The sequence below is a fragment of the Polyangium sorediatum genome (assembly GCF_029946465.1).
GTDB classification, from domain to species: domain Bacteria; phylum Myxococcota_A; class Polyangia; order Polyangiales; family Polyangiaceae; genus Polyangium; species Polyangium fumosum.
Map to the genome: position 1 here is coordinate 31,928 of NZ_JARZHI010000079.1, position 15,884 is coordinate 47,811.

The 15,884-nt window shown below is 67.6% G+C and carries 9 protein-coding genes; 4 read left to right on the plus strand and 5 right to left on the minus strand.

Features of this window, described 5'->3' with window-relative positions; all coding sequences use genetic code 11:
* Positions 1 to 3: 3 nt before the first annotated feature.
* Genes QHF89_RS43090 through QHF89_RS43100 form a run of 3 tightly spaced genes read right to left on the minus strand, consistent with a single transcriptional unit; the run spans position 4 to position 9,260 of the window.
* Positions 4 to 7,134 (minus strand): peptidoglycan-binding protein, encoded by a 7,131-nt coding sequence (locus QHF89_RS43090; protein ID WP_284721687.1) that lies wholly within the window; start codon positions 7,132 to 7,134, stop codon positions 4 to 6.
* Positions 7,135 to 7,158: 24 nt separating this feature from the next.
* Positions 7,159 to 8,397 carry an MSCRAMM family protein gene (locus QHF89_RS43095; RefSeq protein WP_136972574.1) on the minus strand — a complete coding sequence of 413 codons (1,239 nt, stop codon included), beginning with the start codon at positions 8,395 to 8,397 and terminating at the stop codon, positions 7,159 to 7,161.
* Positions 8,394 to 9,260 carry a hypothetical protein gene (locus tag QHF89_RS43100; RefSeq protein ID WP_136972573.1) on the minus strand — a complete coding sequence of 289 codons (867 nt, stop codon included), beginning with the start codon at positions 9,258 to 9,260 and terminating at the stop codon, positions 8,394 to 8,396. Before QHF89_RS43100 ends, QHF89_RS43095 begins: the two co-directional genes overlap by 4 nt.
* 115 nt (positions 9,261 to 9,375) lie before the next feature.
* On the opposite strand from QHF89_RS43100, the gene QHF89_RS43105 reads away from it, so the two are divergent.
* The 3 genes from QHF89_RS43105 to QHF89_RS43115 are packed head-to-tail and all read left to right on the plus strand — an operon-like array spanning position 9,376 to position 12,532.
* Positions 9,376 to 11,376 (plus strand): type VI secretion system Vgr family protein, encoded by a 2,001-nt coding sequence (locus QHF89_RS43105; protein ID WP_136972572.1) that lies wholly within the window; start codon positions 9,376 to 9,378, stop codon positions 11,374 to 11,376.
* A gap of 11 nt (positions 11,377 to 11,387) precedes the next feature.
* Positions 11,388 to 12,140, plus strand: a complete 753-nt coding sequence (locus QHF89_RS43110; protein ID WP_136972571.1) for a toxin-antitoxin system YwqK family antitoxin — start codon at positions 11,388 to 11,390, stop codon at positions 12,138 to 12,140.
* Between the two features lie 2 nt (positions 12,141 to 12,142).
* Entirely contained in the window at positions 12,143 to 12,532 is a 390-nt protein-coding gene (locus QHF89_RS43115; protein ID WP_136935506.1) for a DUF4280 domain-containing protein, read from the plus strand.
* A gap of 37 nt (positions 12,533 to 12,569) precedes the next feature.
* On the opposite strand, the gene QHF89_RS43120 is transcribed toward QHF89_RS43115, so the two are convergent.
* Positions 12,570 to 13,478 (minus strand): AraC family transcriptional regulator, encoded by a 909-nt coding sequence (locus QHF89_RS43120; protein ID WP_136972570.1) that lies wholly within the window; start codon positions 13,476 to 13,478, stop codon positions 12,570 to 12,572.
* Between the two features lie 110 nt (positions 13,479 to 13,588).
* On the opposite strand from QHF89_RS43120, the gene QHF89_RS43125 reads away from it, so the two are divergent.
* Positions 13,589 to 14,476, plus strand: a complete 888-nt coding sequence (locus QHF89_RS43125; protein ID WP_136972569.1) for an SDR family oxidoreductase — start codon at positions 13,589 to 13,591, stop codon at positions 14,474 to 14,476.
* Positions 14,477 to 14,577: 101 nt separating this feature from the next.
* Here QHF89_RS43125 and QHF89_RS43130 read toward each other — a convergent pair whose 3' ends face one another.
* Positions 14,578 to 15,087 (minus strand): hypothetical protein, encoded by a 510-nt coding sequence (locus QHF89_RS43130; protein ID WP_284721688.1) that lies wholly within the window; start codon positions 15,085 to 15,087, stop codon positions 14,578 to 14,580.
* Positions 15,088 to 15,884 lie beyond the last annotated feature (797 nt).

A 15,884-nucleotide genomic window follows, 5' to 3' on the forward strand; every position in this document is an offset into this window, starting at 1 on the left:
CTTTTACTTCTTGCCTTCCGCCGCGATCCGATCTTCGAGCCAGCACTTGAACTCGGCCACGATCTTCTTCGACAGCTCCGTGATCTCGGCGAGCTGGCCCTGGTAGTCTGCCTCGGCCTTCCTGTATCGATCCCACGCCTCGGATCCCCCGTAACGATCCGGGGGGACGGGCTCATGCGGCATGAGGCCGCGGAACCCGCCGTAGGCGCGCATGAAGCGGTCGACCTGGTCCGGCAGCTTGTCCCAGTCGACCATCTCGTTGAACGTCGAATACCGCTTGCGGAAGTGCACGTGGGGCACCCCCTCCGTCATGAAGACGGGATCGCAATAGTATTTCGTGAGCACCTCGCTCACGTTCGTGTCCTCGAAGGACGGATACGCGAGCCCCAGCAGGAACCCGTCGATGTCGCCCACGAGCTCCGCGTCGGTCGCCTCGGTGTCCGTGGCGTGCCCGCCGAGCAGACGCGTGGTCGCCTCTCCACGCTTGGTCTTCTGGTAATGGTAGTACTGGATCGCCGACTGTCCGAGGTCGCCTGAGATCGTGACGGCGTAGAGGTTGTCGACGCCGTGCGCCATGGTCACGGACTCGTCACGGTGCGGCCCCGCCGACATCCCCGAGAAGACGTGCCCCAACGCCAGCGCTTGGCCGCGACAATCCTTGACCACGCCGAGCTCGTTCCCTGCGTTGTCGTGGCCGTGGATGGCTCGCCGCCGGATGGCGTCCGAGACCGCTTGGTCGGAGATCACGTTGCCATCCGTCCAGTCGGCCCACTTTCCGGCCATGACCGTGCCGTAGAAGTACCGGAACAGCATGGTGTCCGTCGCCGAGAGCCTGCGAAGAGCGTTCAGCGTATCCTCGCCGTCCCAATCGGCCGCGAGCGCCTCCGCCCTCCGGACGAGCCCGATGAACGCGCAGATCCCGTCGTCGGGCCCCTGCTCCAGCGTCACGGTGATGCTCGCGCCGTCGGTCTTCGGGTCGGTGAAGAACGCATGAATCGTGAGCTTCGTGCCGATTGGCAAATCCTGAAGCGTCGAACGCTCCACGAGCTCCGTGAAGGGCAACGTCACGTCCGCCGGGGAGGGCGGCGACTTTCCGTTCCCCTGGGCGGAAACGATGACCGGTTCGAGGGCATCCCACAGGACATGCCCCTTGTCCGTCGAGACGCGCCAGCGGAGGCGCAGTTTGTCGTCTTCCGTCGGGTTCCCCCGGAACCCCGTGACCTTGAAGACAACATCCCCGCAGCACGCGTCAAGCTTCGCGGGTCCCTCCACCTTCGTCACGCCGAAGCTGCCCGACGGGGTGGTCGAGCCTCCGCCCGCAGGATTCGCCTTCTTGCACGTCGGGCATCGGCACCGCTCGTGATGGGTGTACGTCGTTGCCGTCGCATAGCTGCCGTTCTTGAATTTCGGTCCGTACGCGAGGTCCTCCGGCCGCTTCTTCGGCGTGATGTGCACGTCCGTGGCGATGACGATCTGGTTTCGATTCGGCTTGCCGGTCTTCGCTGGGTCCGTGTAGCTGATGTGGAGCCAGCCGTCGGGGCCGTGCTCGTAAATGAGCTGGTCGAAATCGAGGCCCGACTCGAAGGCGATCCAGTTGTAGACGTCGATGTTCGCAGTCGCCTTGACCCCGAAGTCGGCCGCCTCGCCCTTCATGTGCTGGCTCGTGGCCGACGCGCCGTTCGTCTTGTCGTTGAGCGCCTTGCTGCGGTAGCCGCTGCCGACGCCGATCGATTTGCCGAAGTGCGCGCGGATGGGCTCCAGGATGTCGCGGCAGAGGTGGATCGCGGCGGTCTTGTGCTCCGCCGTCATCGAGTTGTCGATCTTGAGCTGCGTCGCCTTGTAGGAACGGATGAACTCGGGGTGCGTGAAGTTCGGCGAGAGGTACTCCACGCCGTCCTTCACGGTGGACGTGTACGGCGGCCCGAGCCCCTTCACGCTCGTGCTGCCGCCGCCTCCGGACGAGGACGACGATGACGACGACGACGACGAGCTGCTGCTGCTCGCGCTGCTGCTGCTGCTCGACGTGCTCTGGTTTGCCGGGGGCGCGTCGGCGAAGTGCATCGTCACCCAGTACTCCGCCGAGCTCGCCTTCTGCGAGGCCAAGCGCTGCGATTTGCCGATCACGAGCGGGGCATACGGCGGCATCCAGGCGTCCTCGATGATGAGGTCGTCGTCGATCGTGTCCTCGTCGTAGATCCGCAAGAGGACCGTGCCCGAGAAGGGCATGAGATCACGGAGCGGGATCTTGAACGTGTGCTCCTGCCCGTCTTCGAGCGGGACCGGCTTCGTGAGCGTCTTCCTTCCATTTGACGCGAGCTCGACGAAGACGTGATCGGCGCCGAACGTGTCCTCCGTGTCGACGACGTGCACCTTCACCACGACCTCGCGCTTGGCGAGCTCCTCTCGGGCCGCCCAGTGATTCGCGGCCTGCTTCGGGTCGTTGAGCACGGCGGCGATCTGCGTGGACTTCATGCCCTTGTAATCGGGCGCCTTGGGCGGCGTCTCGGCCGACGCCTCGAACATGCACGTGATGTGGTAATGCGCGCCGTCGCCCTTGCCGTCGACGAAGAGGCGGTCATACGGCGGCTTCCAGGTGAACGTGGTGATGAGGTCGTCGAGGCCCGGGTCGTTCTCGTACACCTTGACCGTGAGGGGCCCGTCGAAGGGCAAGACACCCGCGAGCGGGACCTCGACGGTGCCCGACTCGCCGTCCTCCAGCGACACGGTGGAGCTGATGCTCGTGCCCTTCCCGCTCGACATCTCCACGTAGATCTCGTCGCCGTCCCATTCCTGGCTCTCGATCACCTGGAAATGGACGTTCGCGCTGCGATTGCAGAGGACCTCCAGGATGGCCTCGCGCGCCGGGCTCTTCGCCTTGCCGAGCTCCGCGAGCAGCGCCTTCGTCGTCCACGGCTCGTAGTCCGGGAGGTTTTGCGTGAGGGGCTTGATCGGGCCGTCGACGTCGTACTGGATGATCTGCGTGATCTTGTCCGTGAGCACGACGCCCTGGCCCTTGCTCTTGCCCGGGTCGTTGATCACGTAGCCGCCTTGCTCGTTGCGGCCGAAGACGACCACATAATGCGCCGAGCGCACCTGGATGACCGTGGGGACGCCGCGCGCGATCTGCGCGTCGAGGGCGACCTTGAGGTCGGCCTCGGTGTACTTGCCGCCGCCGGGTTTGTCACCGTTCAGCCGGACCGAGTTCAGGACGTTGCGAATGGCAGGGCCCGTGGTCGCCTTGGAGGACCATGCGTCATCGCCGCTCGGATCGCCTTGTTTCCAGGGACGATAGGCGAACGCGGTGCCCCAGTAGACGCAATTGTTTTCGTCGTAGCCGCCTTTCGCGTCGAGGAAGGCGTCGAGGTGCTTCGGGTTCACGTCGCGGCCGAAGTAGGCGAGCACCATGGCGATGGACGAAATCGCGCAGCCCGCCTGCTTGATTGATTGCGAACCGACCTTGTCGTTCAGCTTGATTGCGGCCCACTTGTCGTCGGCCTGGCAGAAGAAGGGGACCGTGCCCGTGACGGCGCCTTCGCCTTCGAGGATCGGCGGCGGTTGGCCGTCGACGGGCGAGGTCTTCACGCCCGCGTGGGCGAGCTCCTGGACGAAGGCGACGGGGTTGTAATGCCACGAGAGCTTCGGCGGCAATTTCAGCCGGCTGATCTCCGCGTCGGTGTACCAGGTATAAGGTTCGAGCGCGTCCCGGAGGCCCCAGGTATCGAAGCGGCCTTCGAGCCGTTCGAGCGCCTTGTCGAGGTTCGCGCCCCACTCCGTCGTGAACTTGCACGCGAACTTGCGGACCTTCTGCGCCTTGTCGGAGCGATAAAAGCCCGCGAGCTCGGCCGCGGTCAGGTCCGCCTTGTCGCCCATGAGGTCCTGGTCGACCATGTCGATGAGCGGCTTGCAATCGATGGTGAAATCCTCGTCCTTGTCCTCGACGGCCGAGAAATGCGGGAAGAGGTTCGCCTCCGAGAAGATCTCGACATGCACGACAGGGGCACGATTCGCCACGTTGCCCTGCTCGCCGGCCACCCAGAGCACCTCACCGGCCCGGACCGGGCGGCGAACCTCGGCGAACTCGCCGGCCGCGAGCTTCTTGACGAGGGCCGCATCAAAATCGCCCCCGGCCGGCGCGCCGGGCCCCTGGTTCAATTGCTTCCAGGTATTGCCTCCGACGTCGACGCGGCCGTCCGCCGCGCTGAGGATCTTTTGCTTGACGAGTGGCTCCTGGAAGGCGGCGATGGCGGCCTTGGTCTTGCTGCCGCAAACCCCATCGGCGCCCGCGGAGCCGAGATCGGCCCCGTGCGCAATGAGAAGCTCTTGCACGGCCTTCACGTCGGCCGTGCGGTTCGTCGCGCCCTCGCCGACCGAACCTGAAATGGACTTCCCGCCGGCGCCCGCCGCCCGGAGCCACCGCACATCCGCGAGCTTGGCATTGCCCTTTTCGAGCGGCTGCGGATCGAGGTGCATGTAGAGCGTGAAGAACGGATACAGCTTGTTGTCGTCGAAGACGTCGCCCTTGTTCGCGAGCGTCTCGAGCGCGCGGCCGAGCAGGGCGTGGCGAACGAGGATGAAATTGCGGCTGCCGTAGGCCTTGATCGCGTCGGCCCCCTTTGGCGCGAGGCGGGCGGCGACGATCTCGCCGTCGGCGATCGCGCGCACCGGGGCTTGCTTGTCGACGTGGAAATGCACGCCGCCGTGCCAGACCGTATTGACGCCGAGCGGGAAATAACCGCCCGCGTGGTCCTTTTCGGTGTGCTTGAAGGCCTTCGCGAGGGAGGCCTCGGTCACCTGGATGCCGTCGCCGAGGTCGACGGGCAGGACCACGTCGCCGAGGAGCGGGACGTACGTCTCCGAAGGTTGTTCGATGTTCGTCGGCGCGCCGCCGCCCGTATCGACGACCTCCACGGTGCCCGTGCCCGCGCGGGCGAGCGCCGCGTCCCTTAGCAAATGGTGGCGGAGCGCCTGCGTGACGGCACTGACGCCCTTCGTCCAGCTCTGCTTTGCAGCCTCTTGCCAGTTGCCGTTGGCGATCGCCTTGAGGCAGCTCGGCCATTCCTCGGTGAAGCGGCGGGTGCTGAGGCCGTAGCACATATCGACCATGCAGACCCAGGCGAAGAACGGGAGGTCGTCCTTCTTGGCCTTGAGCTGCGCGGCGTTGTTCGGAAATTTCAGCAAGGCATCCTCGAATGCCTTGAGCATCTTCTGGCACTGCGCGCGGCTCGCCTCGTGCGAGAGGCGGCACTTCGTGACGCCGGTATAGGCCGTGAAGAGGGGCGGCGAGCTCGAATTCTGATCGTAGACGGCCTTGCACGCCTTCTTGTCGGTCTGCCGCTGGGCCGAGGTCGCGGCCTTGCCGCCAAGCGTGAGGGGCAGCTCGTCGATCATCGCCGCATTCTCGGCGTCGATCATCGTGCCGATGCCGACCGTGAGCAGACCACGGGAGTCGACGTACATGTGGTCGACGAAGCCCTCGTGCGCCTCGACGACTCGGGCGATGATCTTGAGCCGGTCGTCCTGGTTCGGAAAATCGCGCAGGGTCTTTTTCGCGTACGGCGCGAGCACGTCGCGAAAGAGCTCGCGGACCTTGGTCTCGGCGCCGCTGATGACCACGTCGCGATAGCGGAGGTTGCCGTCCTTGGCCTCCGAGCTTTGCAGCCGGTTCCTCACGTCGGCATACAGCGTGAGGTTCTTGTAATCGACGGCCGCCTGCGTCCCGCCACCCCCCGTGCTGGGGGTCGGATTCGTCGACGGGTTCGTCGACGGGTTCGTCGTCGGCGTCGTCGGCGTCGTCGGTGTGGTCGTCGGATTTGACGGCGTCGTCTCGCCCGTCGGGCCCTTCGAGTCGCCCTTGACGTCCTTGCCGAGCTTGCCGGCGTCGAGCTCGAGGACCTTCTTGTAATCGAAGACCGGGCAGGACTTCGTCGACACCTCGCAATGCCCGTGGAACGTCACCTTGCCGTCGTAGGCGTCGTGCAAGGTGCGGGCGAGGCCCCGCACGGCCTTGTATTGCGCCTCGGTGAACTTGTCCTTGGCGAGCCCGTGCAGGCAGATCGCGATCGAGCCCGTGTTGTGATCCGCTTGCGCCGTGGGGATGTATTCGAGGTTCCTGCCGTGGAGGACGGTGCCGTCCTTCTTGATGAACAGGTGGTAGCCGATGCCCGGCCAGCCGCGCTCCTTGTGCCACGTGTCCATCGTCTCGACATTGTCGTGGTTCGCGTTGTCGGACGCGGAGCAATGCAGGTAAATCTTGCTGACGGCGCGCTTCGGCTTGACCCATTTCAGCTTCTCGCCGAAGCCGGCGAACTGCCCCGTGGTCTGCGTGCTCGTCGTGGTCTTCGACGGCTCGGTCGGCTTGGGCGTGGCCGGCTTGTCAGCCGGCGCCTCCTCGAAGCCCTTGGCCGTGATGGGCTTCTTGTTGTTGAGCGCGGCCTCGTCCTGGACGAAGTACTCGGGGCCCATGTAATCGGAGCCGAGCTCGCGCACATCCATGTGCACCCAGGTCGGCGCGATGCTCGCCGGCTCGAGCCCCTTCTTGCCGGCCACCCAGCCGTCCGTGCAGTTGCATTTGTCGACGGCGACCTTCCGGACCTCGTTGGCACGCTTGGCGTCGGTCTCCTTGGCGCCGTCCGTGTCGAGGTCGATCGCCTTGCCCATGTGGTTCGTGCTCTTCCGATTGTGCTGCTCGTTGTCGTGCCAGCACCGGTAGCAACTGTTCACCTTGAGGGCATACGGCGAATAAAAGCGGAGCGCCCGTACCGTGAAGAGCAGGACCCGGTGAATGCCGGGATACTCATACTTGTGGTACATCTCCACTTTGGGGGTGTTGTTGTACTCCTTGTTGTACCGCCCCTTGCCGAACCCGCCGCACTTGCCGCAGACGCATTTCAGCGCGGCGAAATCGATCGGGTACTTGGCCATGAAGCCGTCGATCGACTCGTACGTGGCCTTGTCGACCTCGCCCGTGGGCGGGATCTTCATGTAGTCCTTCTGGAACTGCTCGACCGATTTCTTCGTACCCGGGCCGAAATCGCCGTCGGGGAGCTTGCCGGAGAAGCCCGCGAGCCGAATTTGCAGCTCCCGTACGTCCGGGCCTTTCATGCCTTCTCGGAGGAAGCGCTCGCCGTACTCCATGGATTCACCCTCTCGAAAAACCGATCAGCCCGGGCCCCACGCGCCCCCGTCGACATCCGGGAACGTGATCGTCCCGCTGCCCGGCGCGACGCCCTCGACGCGCGCCTTGCCCTTGTCGTCGAGCGTCCCCTCGATCACCTTGCCGTCCGCGAGCTCCAGGCGATACCGCGCGCCGGGCACCGGGTTCGGCGGATCGGCGTCGTCGACGAGCTCGATCTCGACGAACGACGTCTCGTCCTCGCTCTCGCTCGCCGCAGACGACGCGCTCGCCCCCGCGCTCCCCGGGACGGTGTCTCCCCAGAGCCGCCCGTCGATGTCCGGGAAGGAGAGCCTGCCGCTGCCCTCCGGAATGCCCTCGACGCGCGCCTTGCCGTTCTCGTCGAGCGTCCCTTCGACGACCTTGCCGCCCTTGAGCTCGATCCGGTAGCGCGTGTTGGCATACGGCTTCGGCGGATCGCCGTCGTCGACGAGTTCGATCTCGACAAACGTCCCTGCGGCGCCCGCCTCGTCGCTCTTGACCGGCCCTGCCCCGACGGGATTGTCGAACCTGCGCGAGGTGTCGACGCGCGCGAGCGGGAAGATCAGATCGATGATCCCCTTCGCCGCCGGATGCGGCCCGGCCGCGATCTCGGCCGCGGCCGCGACGTACGCGTCCTTGACCTGCGGATCGGGGACGATGGCGCCGCCTTGGGGATGAAGCTGAAGCGTCAGGTCGAGATCGACCTTCGTGTTCGCCGTCTTCACGCCGCGCGCCTCGTCGGCCGCGAGGAGCACGAGCTCCTTCGCGAGCGTCGAGGGGCGTTTTTGCAGGCCAAACGAGCCGAAGAGCAGATCGGTGAGCTTCGCGATGAGCTTCAGCGTGGAGTCGATCACCTGATCGGACTCGACACGCGCGAGCACCGGATACTCGGGCGGCACCTCGGGCGCGGGGCGCAGATCACCGGCCTCGTTTTTCGGTCCCGTGAGGGGCGTCGCGTCCGCGCCCTCCACCATGAAGCCTTCGAGCTCGACGTCGTGCGGGCGCACGAGCACGAGCGAGAGCGAGCCGCGCAGGTATCGCTCCGCGAGCTGCTCGATCACGACCTCGTCGCGGAGGTGATGAATCGAGGAGCGATGCAGCTCCTCGGCGAGCAAACGTCGCAGCTCCAGCATGCCGCGACGATCGAGCGCGACGTTCCGCAAGAACGCGAGGATGCCGTGCCGATCGAGACGCCGCGGGCGGCCCAGCAAGACGTTCCCGAAGCCTGTCGTCTCGGCGCTCATTCGACAGGACTCGCGTTACGCGGACGCACGAAGGGCGTTGGGCGGAAGAGGTCGGCGAAGCTCTTGCCGAGCGAGTCGACAGCGCCCTTCGTCGTCTGCGCGGTGCCGCTCGCGACGTTGACGAAGGCGTCCGGCACCGCGGGCGCGGGGCGGCTCGACGTCGGGGGCGACGCCGGGCCGAGCGAGGCGGAGAGCTTATCGATCGCGAAGCGCGCGCTCTCGCCGGTGCTCTTCGCGGCGCTCTTGTATTCGACCGGCACCGAGGGCTTCGGCCGACCGAGGCCGCCGCCGGGCCACCGCGCCGTGTCGAGCGCGATATCGACCGTGCTGCGCGCGCCCTGGATCCGCGTGCCCTCCTCGCCCGCGACGAGCACGTACGTGCGTGCGATCGTCGATTCGCGTTTCTCCCGGGCGAACCTGCCGAAGAGCAGCGCCGCGAGATCCGCGACGAGCTTCGCCGTGGATTCGATGACCTGATCGCTCTCGACGCGCGCGAGCACCGGATACTCGGGCGGGACCTCGGGCGCGGGGCGCAGATCGCCGGCCTTGTTTTCCGGGCCCATCACGGCGCCCGTCGCGTCGCCCTCGACGAAGAAGCCCGGCGCGCGGATGTCGCGCGGGCGCAAGAGCACGAACGTGATGCGCCCGGTCGTGATGCGCTCGGTGAGCGAAACCAAGACCTCGTCGTCGGGCATCGCCTCGACGAGGGTCTTGGGGACGTCGTCGGCGAGCACGCCTCGCAGATACCGCGCGCCGCCCGGCTTTTCGGCGATTTGCGCGAGGGTCTCTGCGGCCTCGTCGCGGCTCGGGAGCCTGGGGCGGCCGAGCTGGAAGAGCCCCATGCCCGTTCGGAAGAACGTCATCGGCTGGTCTCTCCCCAGAAGCGCACCACGGTCGGGTGATCTTCGATGAGCGCGCGCCGGAGATCAAGCCTCTTGCCGAAAGCCCGAGAAGCCCGGTACGCTCTTTCCGAGATCCATGCCTTATCCGCAGGGCAGCCTCGGCATCGCCATCTCGACGCCTTTCGGCGCGGACGCGGTTCTGCTCGTCGATCTGCACGGTGAAGAGCGGATCTCGGGGCTCTTCCGCTTCGAGCTCGAGCTCGTGTCGCCAGAAAAAGCGCTCGACTTCAAGGCCATCGTCGGCAAGGGCGTGACCTTGACGATCCGGGGCATGGCGAAGGAGAAGCCGCGCTTCATCCACGGGATCTGCACGCGGTTCGTCCAGGCAGGTCGCGTCGGCAAGCAGACGCGTTACCGCGCGGAGCTGCACCCGTGGTTGTGGCTCCTCGGCAAGACCAGCGATTGCCGCATCTTCCAGGAGAAGAGCGTCCCCGACATCCTGAAGGCGCTCTTCCAGGAGCTCGGCTTCTCGTCGGGCGAGCACTTCAAGGATTCGCTGAAGGGCTCGTACACGCCGCGCCCCTACTGCGTGCAGTACCAGGAGACCGCGCTCGATTTCGTGTCGCGTCTCATGGAGGACGAGGGGATCCACTATTATTTCACGCACGAGGACGGCAAGCACGTGATGGTGCTCTCGGACGACAGCGCGTCGGCCGTGCCGTGTCCGAACCTCGACAAGGCGCGGTTCGTCGAGCAGTTCTCCTCGTCGACGGACGAGGACGCGGTCGTCGAGTGCACGCTCGAAGAGGAGATCGTCGCGGGGAAGTACGCGTCGACGGATTACAACTTCGAGATGCCGAGCACGTCGCTGCTCGCGGAGGTCTCGGGCGAATCGGGCAAACTCGAGCTCTTCGAGTACCCGGGCGGGCACATCGAGAAGAGCCCGGGCGACGCGCGCGCGAAGCTCCGCATCGAGGCGGAGGAGGCGCGGGCCGTGCGTTTGTCCGGCTCGTCCAATTGTCGCGCCTTCACCGCGGGCCACGCCTTCAAGCTCGACGAACACGATCGGGACGACGCGAACACCGACTGGGTCCTCGGCGGCGTCGTGCATCGGGCGAGCCAAGAGGGGTACACGAATACCTTCGAGGGCTTCCCGAAGAAGACGCCGTACCGCCCGCCGCGCATCACGCCGAAGCCCGCGATCCCCGGCACGCAGACGGCTGTCGTCGTGGGCAAGAGCGGCGAGGAGCAGTGGACGGACGAATACGGGCGCATCAAGGTCCAGTTCCACTGGGATCGCAAGGGCGCGAAGGACGACAAGAGCTCGTGTTTCGTGCGCGTCGCGCAGCCCTGGGCGGGCAAGAGCTGGGGCGCGTGGTTCTTGCCGCGCATGGGGCAAGAGGTCGTCGTGAGCTTCATCGACGGCGATCCGGACCGGCCGCTCGTGACGGGCTCGGTGTACAACGCGGAGCAGACGGTGCCTTATGGGCTGCCGGGCGCGCAGACGAAGAGCACGATCCTGAGCCGCTCGACGAAGGAAGGCGACGCGGGGAACGAATTGCGCTTCGAGGACAAGAAGGACAGCGAGGAGTTCTACGCGCACGCCCAGAAGGACATGCTCTTCGAGGTGGAGAACGACTGGACGGTCAAGGTCCTCCACGATTACACGAAGAACGTCAAGAACGAGCGGAAGGTGACGATCGAAGAGGGCAACGAGTCGCTCACGGTCACCAAGGGCAACCGCACGATCAAGGTCGACAAGGGCGACGAGACGCACAGCGTGAAGGGCAAACGCACGCTGGAGATCACCAAGGACGAGGCGCACACGAACAAGGCGAACCTCGATTACAAGGTGACGAAGAACTACACGATCAAGGTCGACGGCGACCTCGTGATCGAGGCGAAGAGCGTCACGATCAAGGCCAAGCAGGCGTTCACGATGAAGGCGGGCACGGACTTCAAGGCCGAGTCCGGGACGGGGATGACGCTGAAGGCCGGCACCGATTTCAAGGCCAAGGGCGGGACGAACATGACGCTCGAGGGCGCGATCGCGCTGAAGGCGAAGGGCGGCGCGCAGGCGGCGGTGGAGGGCGGCGGCATGCTGACGTTGAAGGGCGGCATGGTGAAGATCAACTGAGCGAGGGCCCGATGCCGACCGACCACGAAGAGCGCGACGAAAACGGCAAGCTGATCTCCCGGTTCCAGATGGAAGAGGGCGTGCTGCACGGCGAGTTCGTCCAGTACGGGGAGACCGAAAAGCAGATCGCGCACCGGGCGAATTACGCGAACGGCAAGCTGCACGGGCTCTCGATCTCGTACGACCCGGAGGGGCGCGAGGTCGAGCGTTCGTCCTTCGAGAACGGCGTGCTGCACGGCGAGACGAAGCTCTTCGACGAGCACGGCAAGATCTCGCAGATCGTCACGTTCGTGAAGGGCGAGCAGCACGGGCCGACGCGTCTTTACGACGAGGGCCGGCTGCGGACGCTCATGCATTTCGAGAAGGGCAAGCAGAACGGCCCGTTCCTGTCGTTCGACGAGCAGGGCAACGAGGTCGTGCGCTCGTTCTACAAGAACGGCAAGCTCGAAGGCGAGTCCTTGTTCTTCGACAGCAAGGGCAACACGCTGCGAAAAGCGAACTACAAGGCGGACAAACTGCACGGGGAAGTGATCGAGTACTTCCCGAACGGCGAGGTCCGCGAGCGCGCCACGTACGACAACGGCAAGAAGCAGGGCGAGTCGTTCAGCTACGACGTGCAAGGCAAGCTGAAGGCGAAGGCGACGTACAAGGACGGCGAGAAGCGCGGCGAAACCGAGTACGACGACAAGGGCATTCCGAAGTCGAAGGAGGAGAAGGAGACGTCCTTCTTCGACAAGATCGTGAACAAGCTCGCGGGAGGCTGACGATGGGCCAGCACGTATGCATGGGCGGGATGATGCAATGTAGCTTCGGCGTGGCGCCGAGCACGCTCACGGTGCTGCCCGCGAACCGCACGCTGAACAGCGCGGGACCGCTGGCAAACATCATGGATGGCAAGCCGATGCTGAACGTGCTGCCGTTCGGGATGTGTCAAAGCCTGGCGAACCCGATGGTGGCCGCGGCGACGGCGGCGGCGATGGGCGTGCTCACGCCGATGCCGTGCATTCCGAACACGCCGGCGCCGTGGATCGTTGGTGCCCCCACGGTGCTCCTGGCGAACATGCCCGCGCTGAACAACAGCTCGAAGCTGATGTGCATGTGGGGCGGCGTGATTCAGATCTCGTTCCCCGGGCAGGTCACGGTTCAGGTTCCGTGATCGCGGCATCCGGGCGTCGCGGCGAGACGCGGTCGGACTACATATCGTGGACGACCGCGGCCGTCTGCTTCAGCGCGCGGGTGTCGCGTAGCGGCGCGTCGCCGAACATGCGCGAATACTCGCGGCTGAACTGCGAGGCGCTCGTGTAGCCGACGCGGAACGCCGAGACCTCGGCGCCCGCGCCCTCTTCGACCATCAGGCGGCGCGCCTCCAGCAGGCGCAGGCGCTTCTGGTACTGCAGCGGGCTCATCGCGGTGGCCTCCTTGAACCGCTTGAAGAACACCGCCCGGCTCATCCCTGCGGTGCGCGCGAGCGAGGCGATATCGACGTCCTCGGCGAGCGATGCCTGCAGGTGATGGACCGCCTCGGCGATGCGGTGCGCCTGGCTGCCCGCGCGCACGAGCTGACGAATCGCCGGGCCGTCGGGGCCTTTCAGCAGGTGAAAGATCAGCTCCTTCCTCACGAGCGGCGCGAGCACGGTCGCATCGTCGGGCGTCGCGAACAGCGCGCCCAGCCGGCTCGCGGCGTCGAGCATGCGGTCGCTCGCCTTGCCGATGAAGATCGCGCGCCCCGTGTGCTCGACGTCGTCCGGCCGCGCGCGGTCGAGCTGCGCCGCGACCTCGCGCAGCGCGACCGCATCGAAGTCCATCTTCAGGCCCAAGAGCGGCCGCGCCGACGACACCCCCGCGACCCGGCTCGTCACGGGCAGGTCGATCGGGCTGACGATGTAGTGCGGTTCGCGCTCGCGATAGACCTGCCCCTCGAGCAGGATCTCCTTCGTGCCCTGCACGGCGATGCAGAACGACGCGCGCCAGTGCCGCTTCGCGCGTTGCTGCGGGCGCGAGACTTTGATGCAAGAAATTCCGGGCACGGGCGAGGCGTGCACGCCGTCGCTGGGGCACCACCAAGTGATGAGGTCCTTCAACGTGTCGCGCCCGGGGATCACGGTGGAAGCCTAGCCCCCGCGTAGACGATCGGGCAAGAACGGGAGACGGCCGTGTATTTCGCGAGCGCCGCGGCGGTGCCATCGTGGATCGCGAACCAAGGAGGTTCCCTATGCGTGTCTTCCTCACGGGAGCCAGCGGCTTCATCGGCTCCGCCATCGTCCCCGAGCTCGTCCGCGCCGGCCACCGCGTGCTCGGTCTCGCGCGCTCGGATGCGTCCGCCGAGAGGCTCGCCGCCGCTGGCGTCGACGTGCACCGCGGCTCGCTCACGGATCTCGATGGCCTGCGCCGCGGCGCCGCCGCCTGCGACGGGGTGATCCACTGCGCGTTCTCTCATGACGACTTCAACGACTACGCCGGAAACTGCGAGAAGGACCGCGGCGCGATCGAGGCGCTCGGCAGCGCGCTCGTCGGTTCCGATCGCCCGCTCGTCATCGCCTCCGGCCTCGCGCGCTTCACGCGGGGCCACGTCGCCACCGAGGACGAGACGCCCGACGCGTCGACCGGCGGCCTGCGGACCGCCTCCGAGCGGCTCGCCTTCTCGTTCGCGAGCCGCGGCGTGCGCGTCTCCTCGCTGCGGCTGCCGCCGTCGGTTCACGGGGATGGCGACCACGGGTTCGTCCCGATGCTGATCGAGATCGCGCGCAAGACCGGGCGCTCGGGGTACGTCGGAGAGGGCGAAAACAGGTGGCCCGCGGTGCATCGGATCGACGCCGCGCGGCTGTTCGTCCTCGCGCTCGAGAAGGCGCCGGCCGGCGCGCGGCTCCACGCGGTCGGCGACGAGGGTATCCCGACCCGCGACATCGCCGACGTGATCGGTCGCAAGCTCGGCCTGCCTGTCGAGTCGGTCCCCGCACCCCACTTCGGCTGGCTCGGCGCGTTCTTCGCGCTCGACACCCCTGCGTCGAGCGCGCTCACGCAGGAGCGGTTCGGCTGGAAGCCCGAGCAGGCGGGCCTGCTCGCCGACCTCGAGCACGGCACGTACTTCGCGCGCGCATAGCTACCGTTTTTACCCGTACGCGCGGGGCGCCCGCGGCCCGACCCCGCCTCGCCATCCCGGAATGGATTTCTGACGCGCGGAGCTAGAACTGTTCGACGCTCTTAGGCATTCGGTTTGCCGCTGCCGGGCCATTTGGTGCCGGGCGCGGCGGGCGTGGCGGGCTTGGCGCCGGGAGATACGGGCGCGCCGGGAGATGCGGGCGCGGACGGAGGCACGGGGGCGCCGGGCGTGGGTTTGGCGCCGGCAGGGACCACGGGGGCGCCGGGTGCAGCAGGCGCGGGTTTGGCGCCGACGGGGACCCCGGGCGCCGCGGGCTTGGCAGCAGGGGCCGCGGGGACGCCGGGCGCAGCAGGCGCGGCGGGTGCAGCGGCTCCCGCGGGCACGACGGGTTTGTCGCCGGCCTTCGGCGCTGCGGGGGCACCGGGAACGGCGGGAGCACCGGAGGCCGCGGGGGCTGCGGGTGCACCGGGGACGCCGGGCGCAGCGGGTGCAGCAGGAGGCGCGGCGCCCGCGGGCACGGCGGGTTTGTCGCCGAACTTCGGCGCTGCGGCGGCCGCGCCATCGGCGGCAGGAATCGCAGGTTTGTCGCCGGCCTTCGGGGCCGCGGGCACGGCCGCGCCGCCCGGGATGGCAGGCTTTTCACCGGGCTTCGGCGCTGCGGCGGCGGCCGCGTCCGCGCCCGGAACCGCCGCAGGGGCGCCCGGAACTCCCGCAGGGGCGCCCGGAACCGCCGCAGGGGCGCCCGGAACTCCCGCAGGGGCGCCTGGAACCGCCGCAGGGGCGCCCAGAACCGCCGCAGGGGCGCCCGGAACTCCCGCAGGGGCGCCTGGAACCGCCGCAGGGGCGCCTGGAACCGCCGCAGGGGCGCCCGGAACTCCCGCAGGGGCGCCTGGAACCGCCGCAGGGGCGCCCGGAACTCCCGCAGGGGCGCCTGGAACCGCCGCAGGGGCGCCCGGAACCGCTGCCTTCGCGTCCGGAACTCCCGCAGGGGCGCCCGGAACCGCCGCAGGGGCGCCCGGAACCGCCGCAGGGGCGCCCGGCACCGCTGCCTTCGCGTCCGGAGCCGCCGCAGGGGCGCCCGGAACCGCTGCCTTCGCGTCCGGAACCGCTGCCTTCGCGTCCGGAACCGCTGCCTTCGCGTCCGGAACCGCTGCCTTCGCATCCGGAACCGCTGCCTTCGCGTCCGGAGCCGCTGCCTTCGCATCCGGAGCCGCTGCCTTCGCATCCGGAGCCGCTGCCTTCGCGTCCGGAACCGCTGCCTTCGCGTCCGGAGCCGCTGCCTCCGCAGCCGCATCCGCCGCCGCCTCGCCTTCAGGCGCCGCCGCGCCGTCCGCGCCGCCTGCCGCCGCGTCCGCTCCGCCTGCCGCCGCGTCCGCGCCGCCTGCATCCGCGCCTGCGCCCGCCGCCG

What these genes read in the sequence shown, in the direction of transcription:
- QHF89_RS43090 (WP_284721687.1), bottom strand. Translation starts at nt 7,134, where the DNA reads ATGGAGTACGGCGAGCGCTTCCTCCGAGAAGGCATGAAAGGCCCGGAC.
- QHF89_RS43095 (WP_136972574.1), bottom strand. Translation starts at nt 8,397, where the DNA reads ATGAGCGCCGAGACGACAGGCTTCGGGAACGTCTTGCTGGGCCGCCCG.
- QHF89_RS43100 (WP_136972573.1), bottom strand. Translation starts at nt 9,260, where the DNA reads ATGACGTTCTTCCGAACGGGCATGGGGCTCTTCCAGCTCGGCCGCCCC.
- QHF89_RS43105 (WP_136972572.1), top strand. Translation starts at nt 9,376, where the DNA reads ATGCCTTATCCGCAGGGCAGCCTCGGCATCGCCATCTCGACGCCTTTC.
- QHF89_RS43110 (WP_136972571.1), top strand. Translation starts at nt 11,388, where the DNA reads ATGCCGACCGACCACGAAGAGCGCGACGAAAACGGCAAGCTGATCTCC.
- QHF89_RS43115 (WP_136935506.1), top strand. Translation starts at nt 12,143, where the DNA reads ATGGGCCAGCACGTATGCATGGGCGGGATGATGCAATGTAGCTTCGGC.
- QHF89_RS43125 (WP_136972569.1), top strand. Translation starts at nt 13,589, where the DNA reads ATGCGTGTCTTCCTCACGGGAGCCAGCGGCTTCATCGGCTCCGCCATC.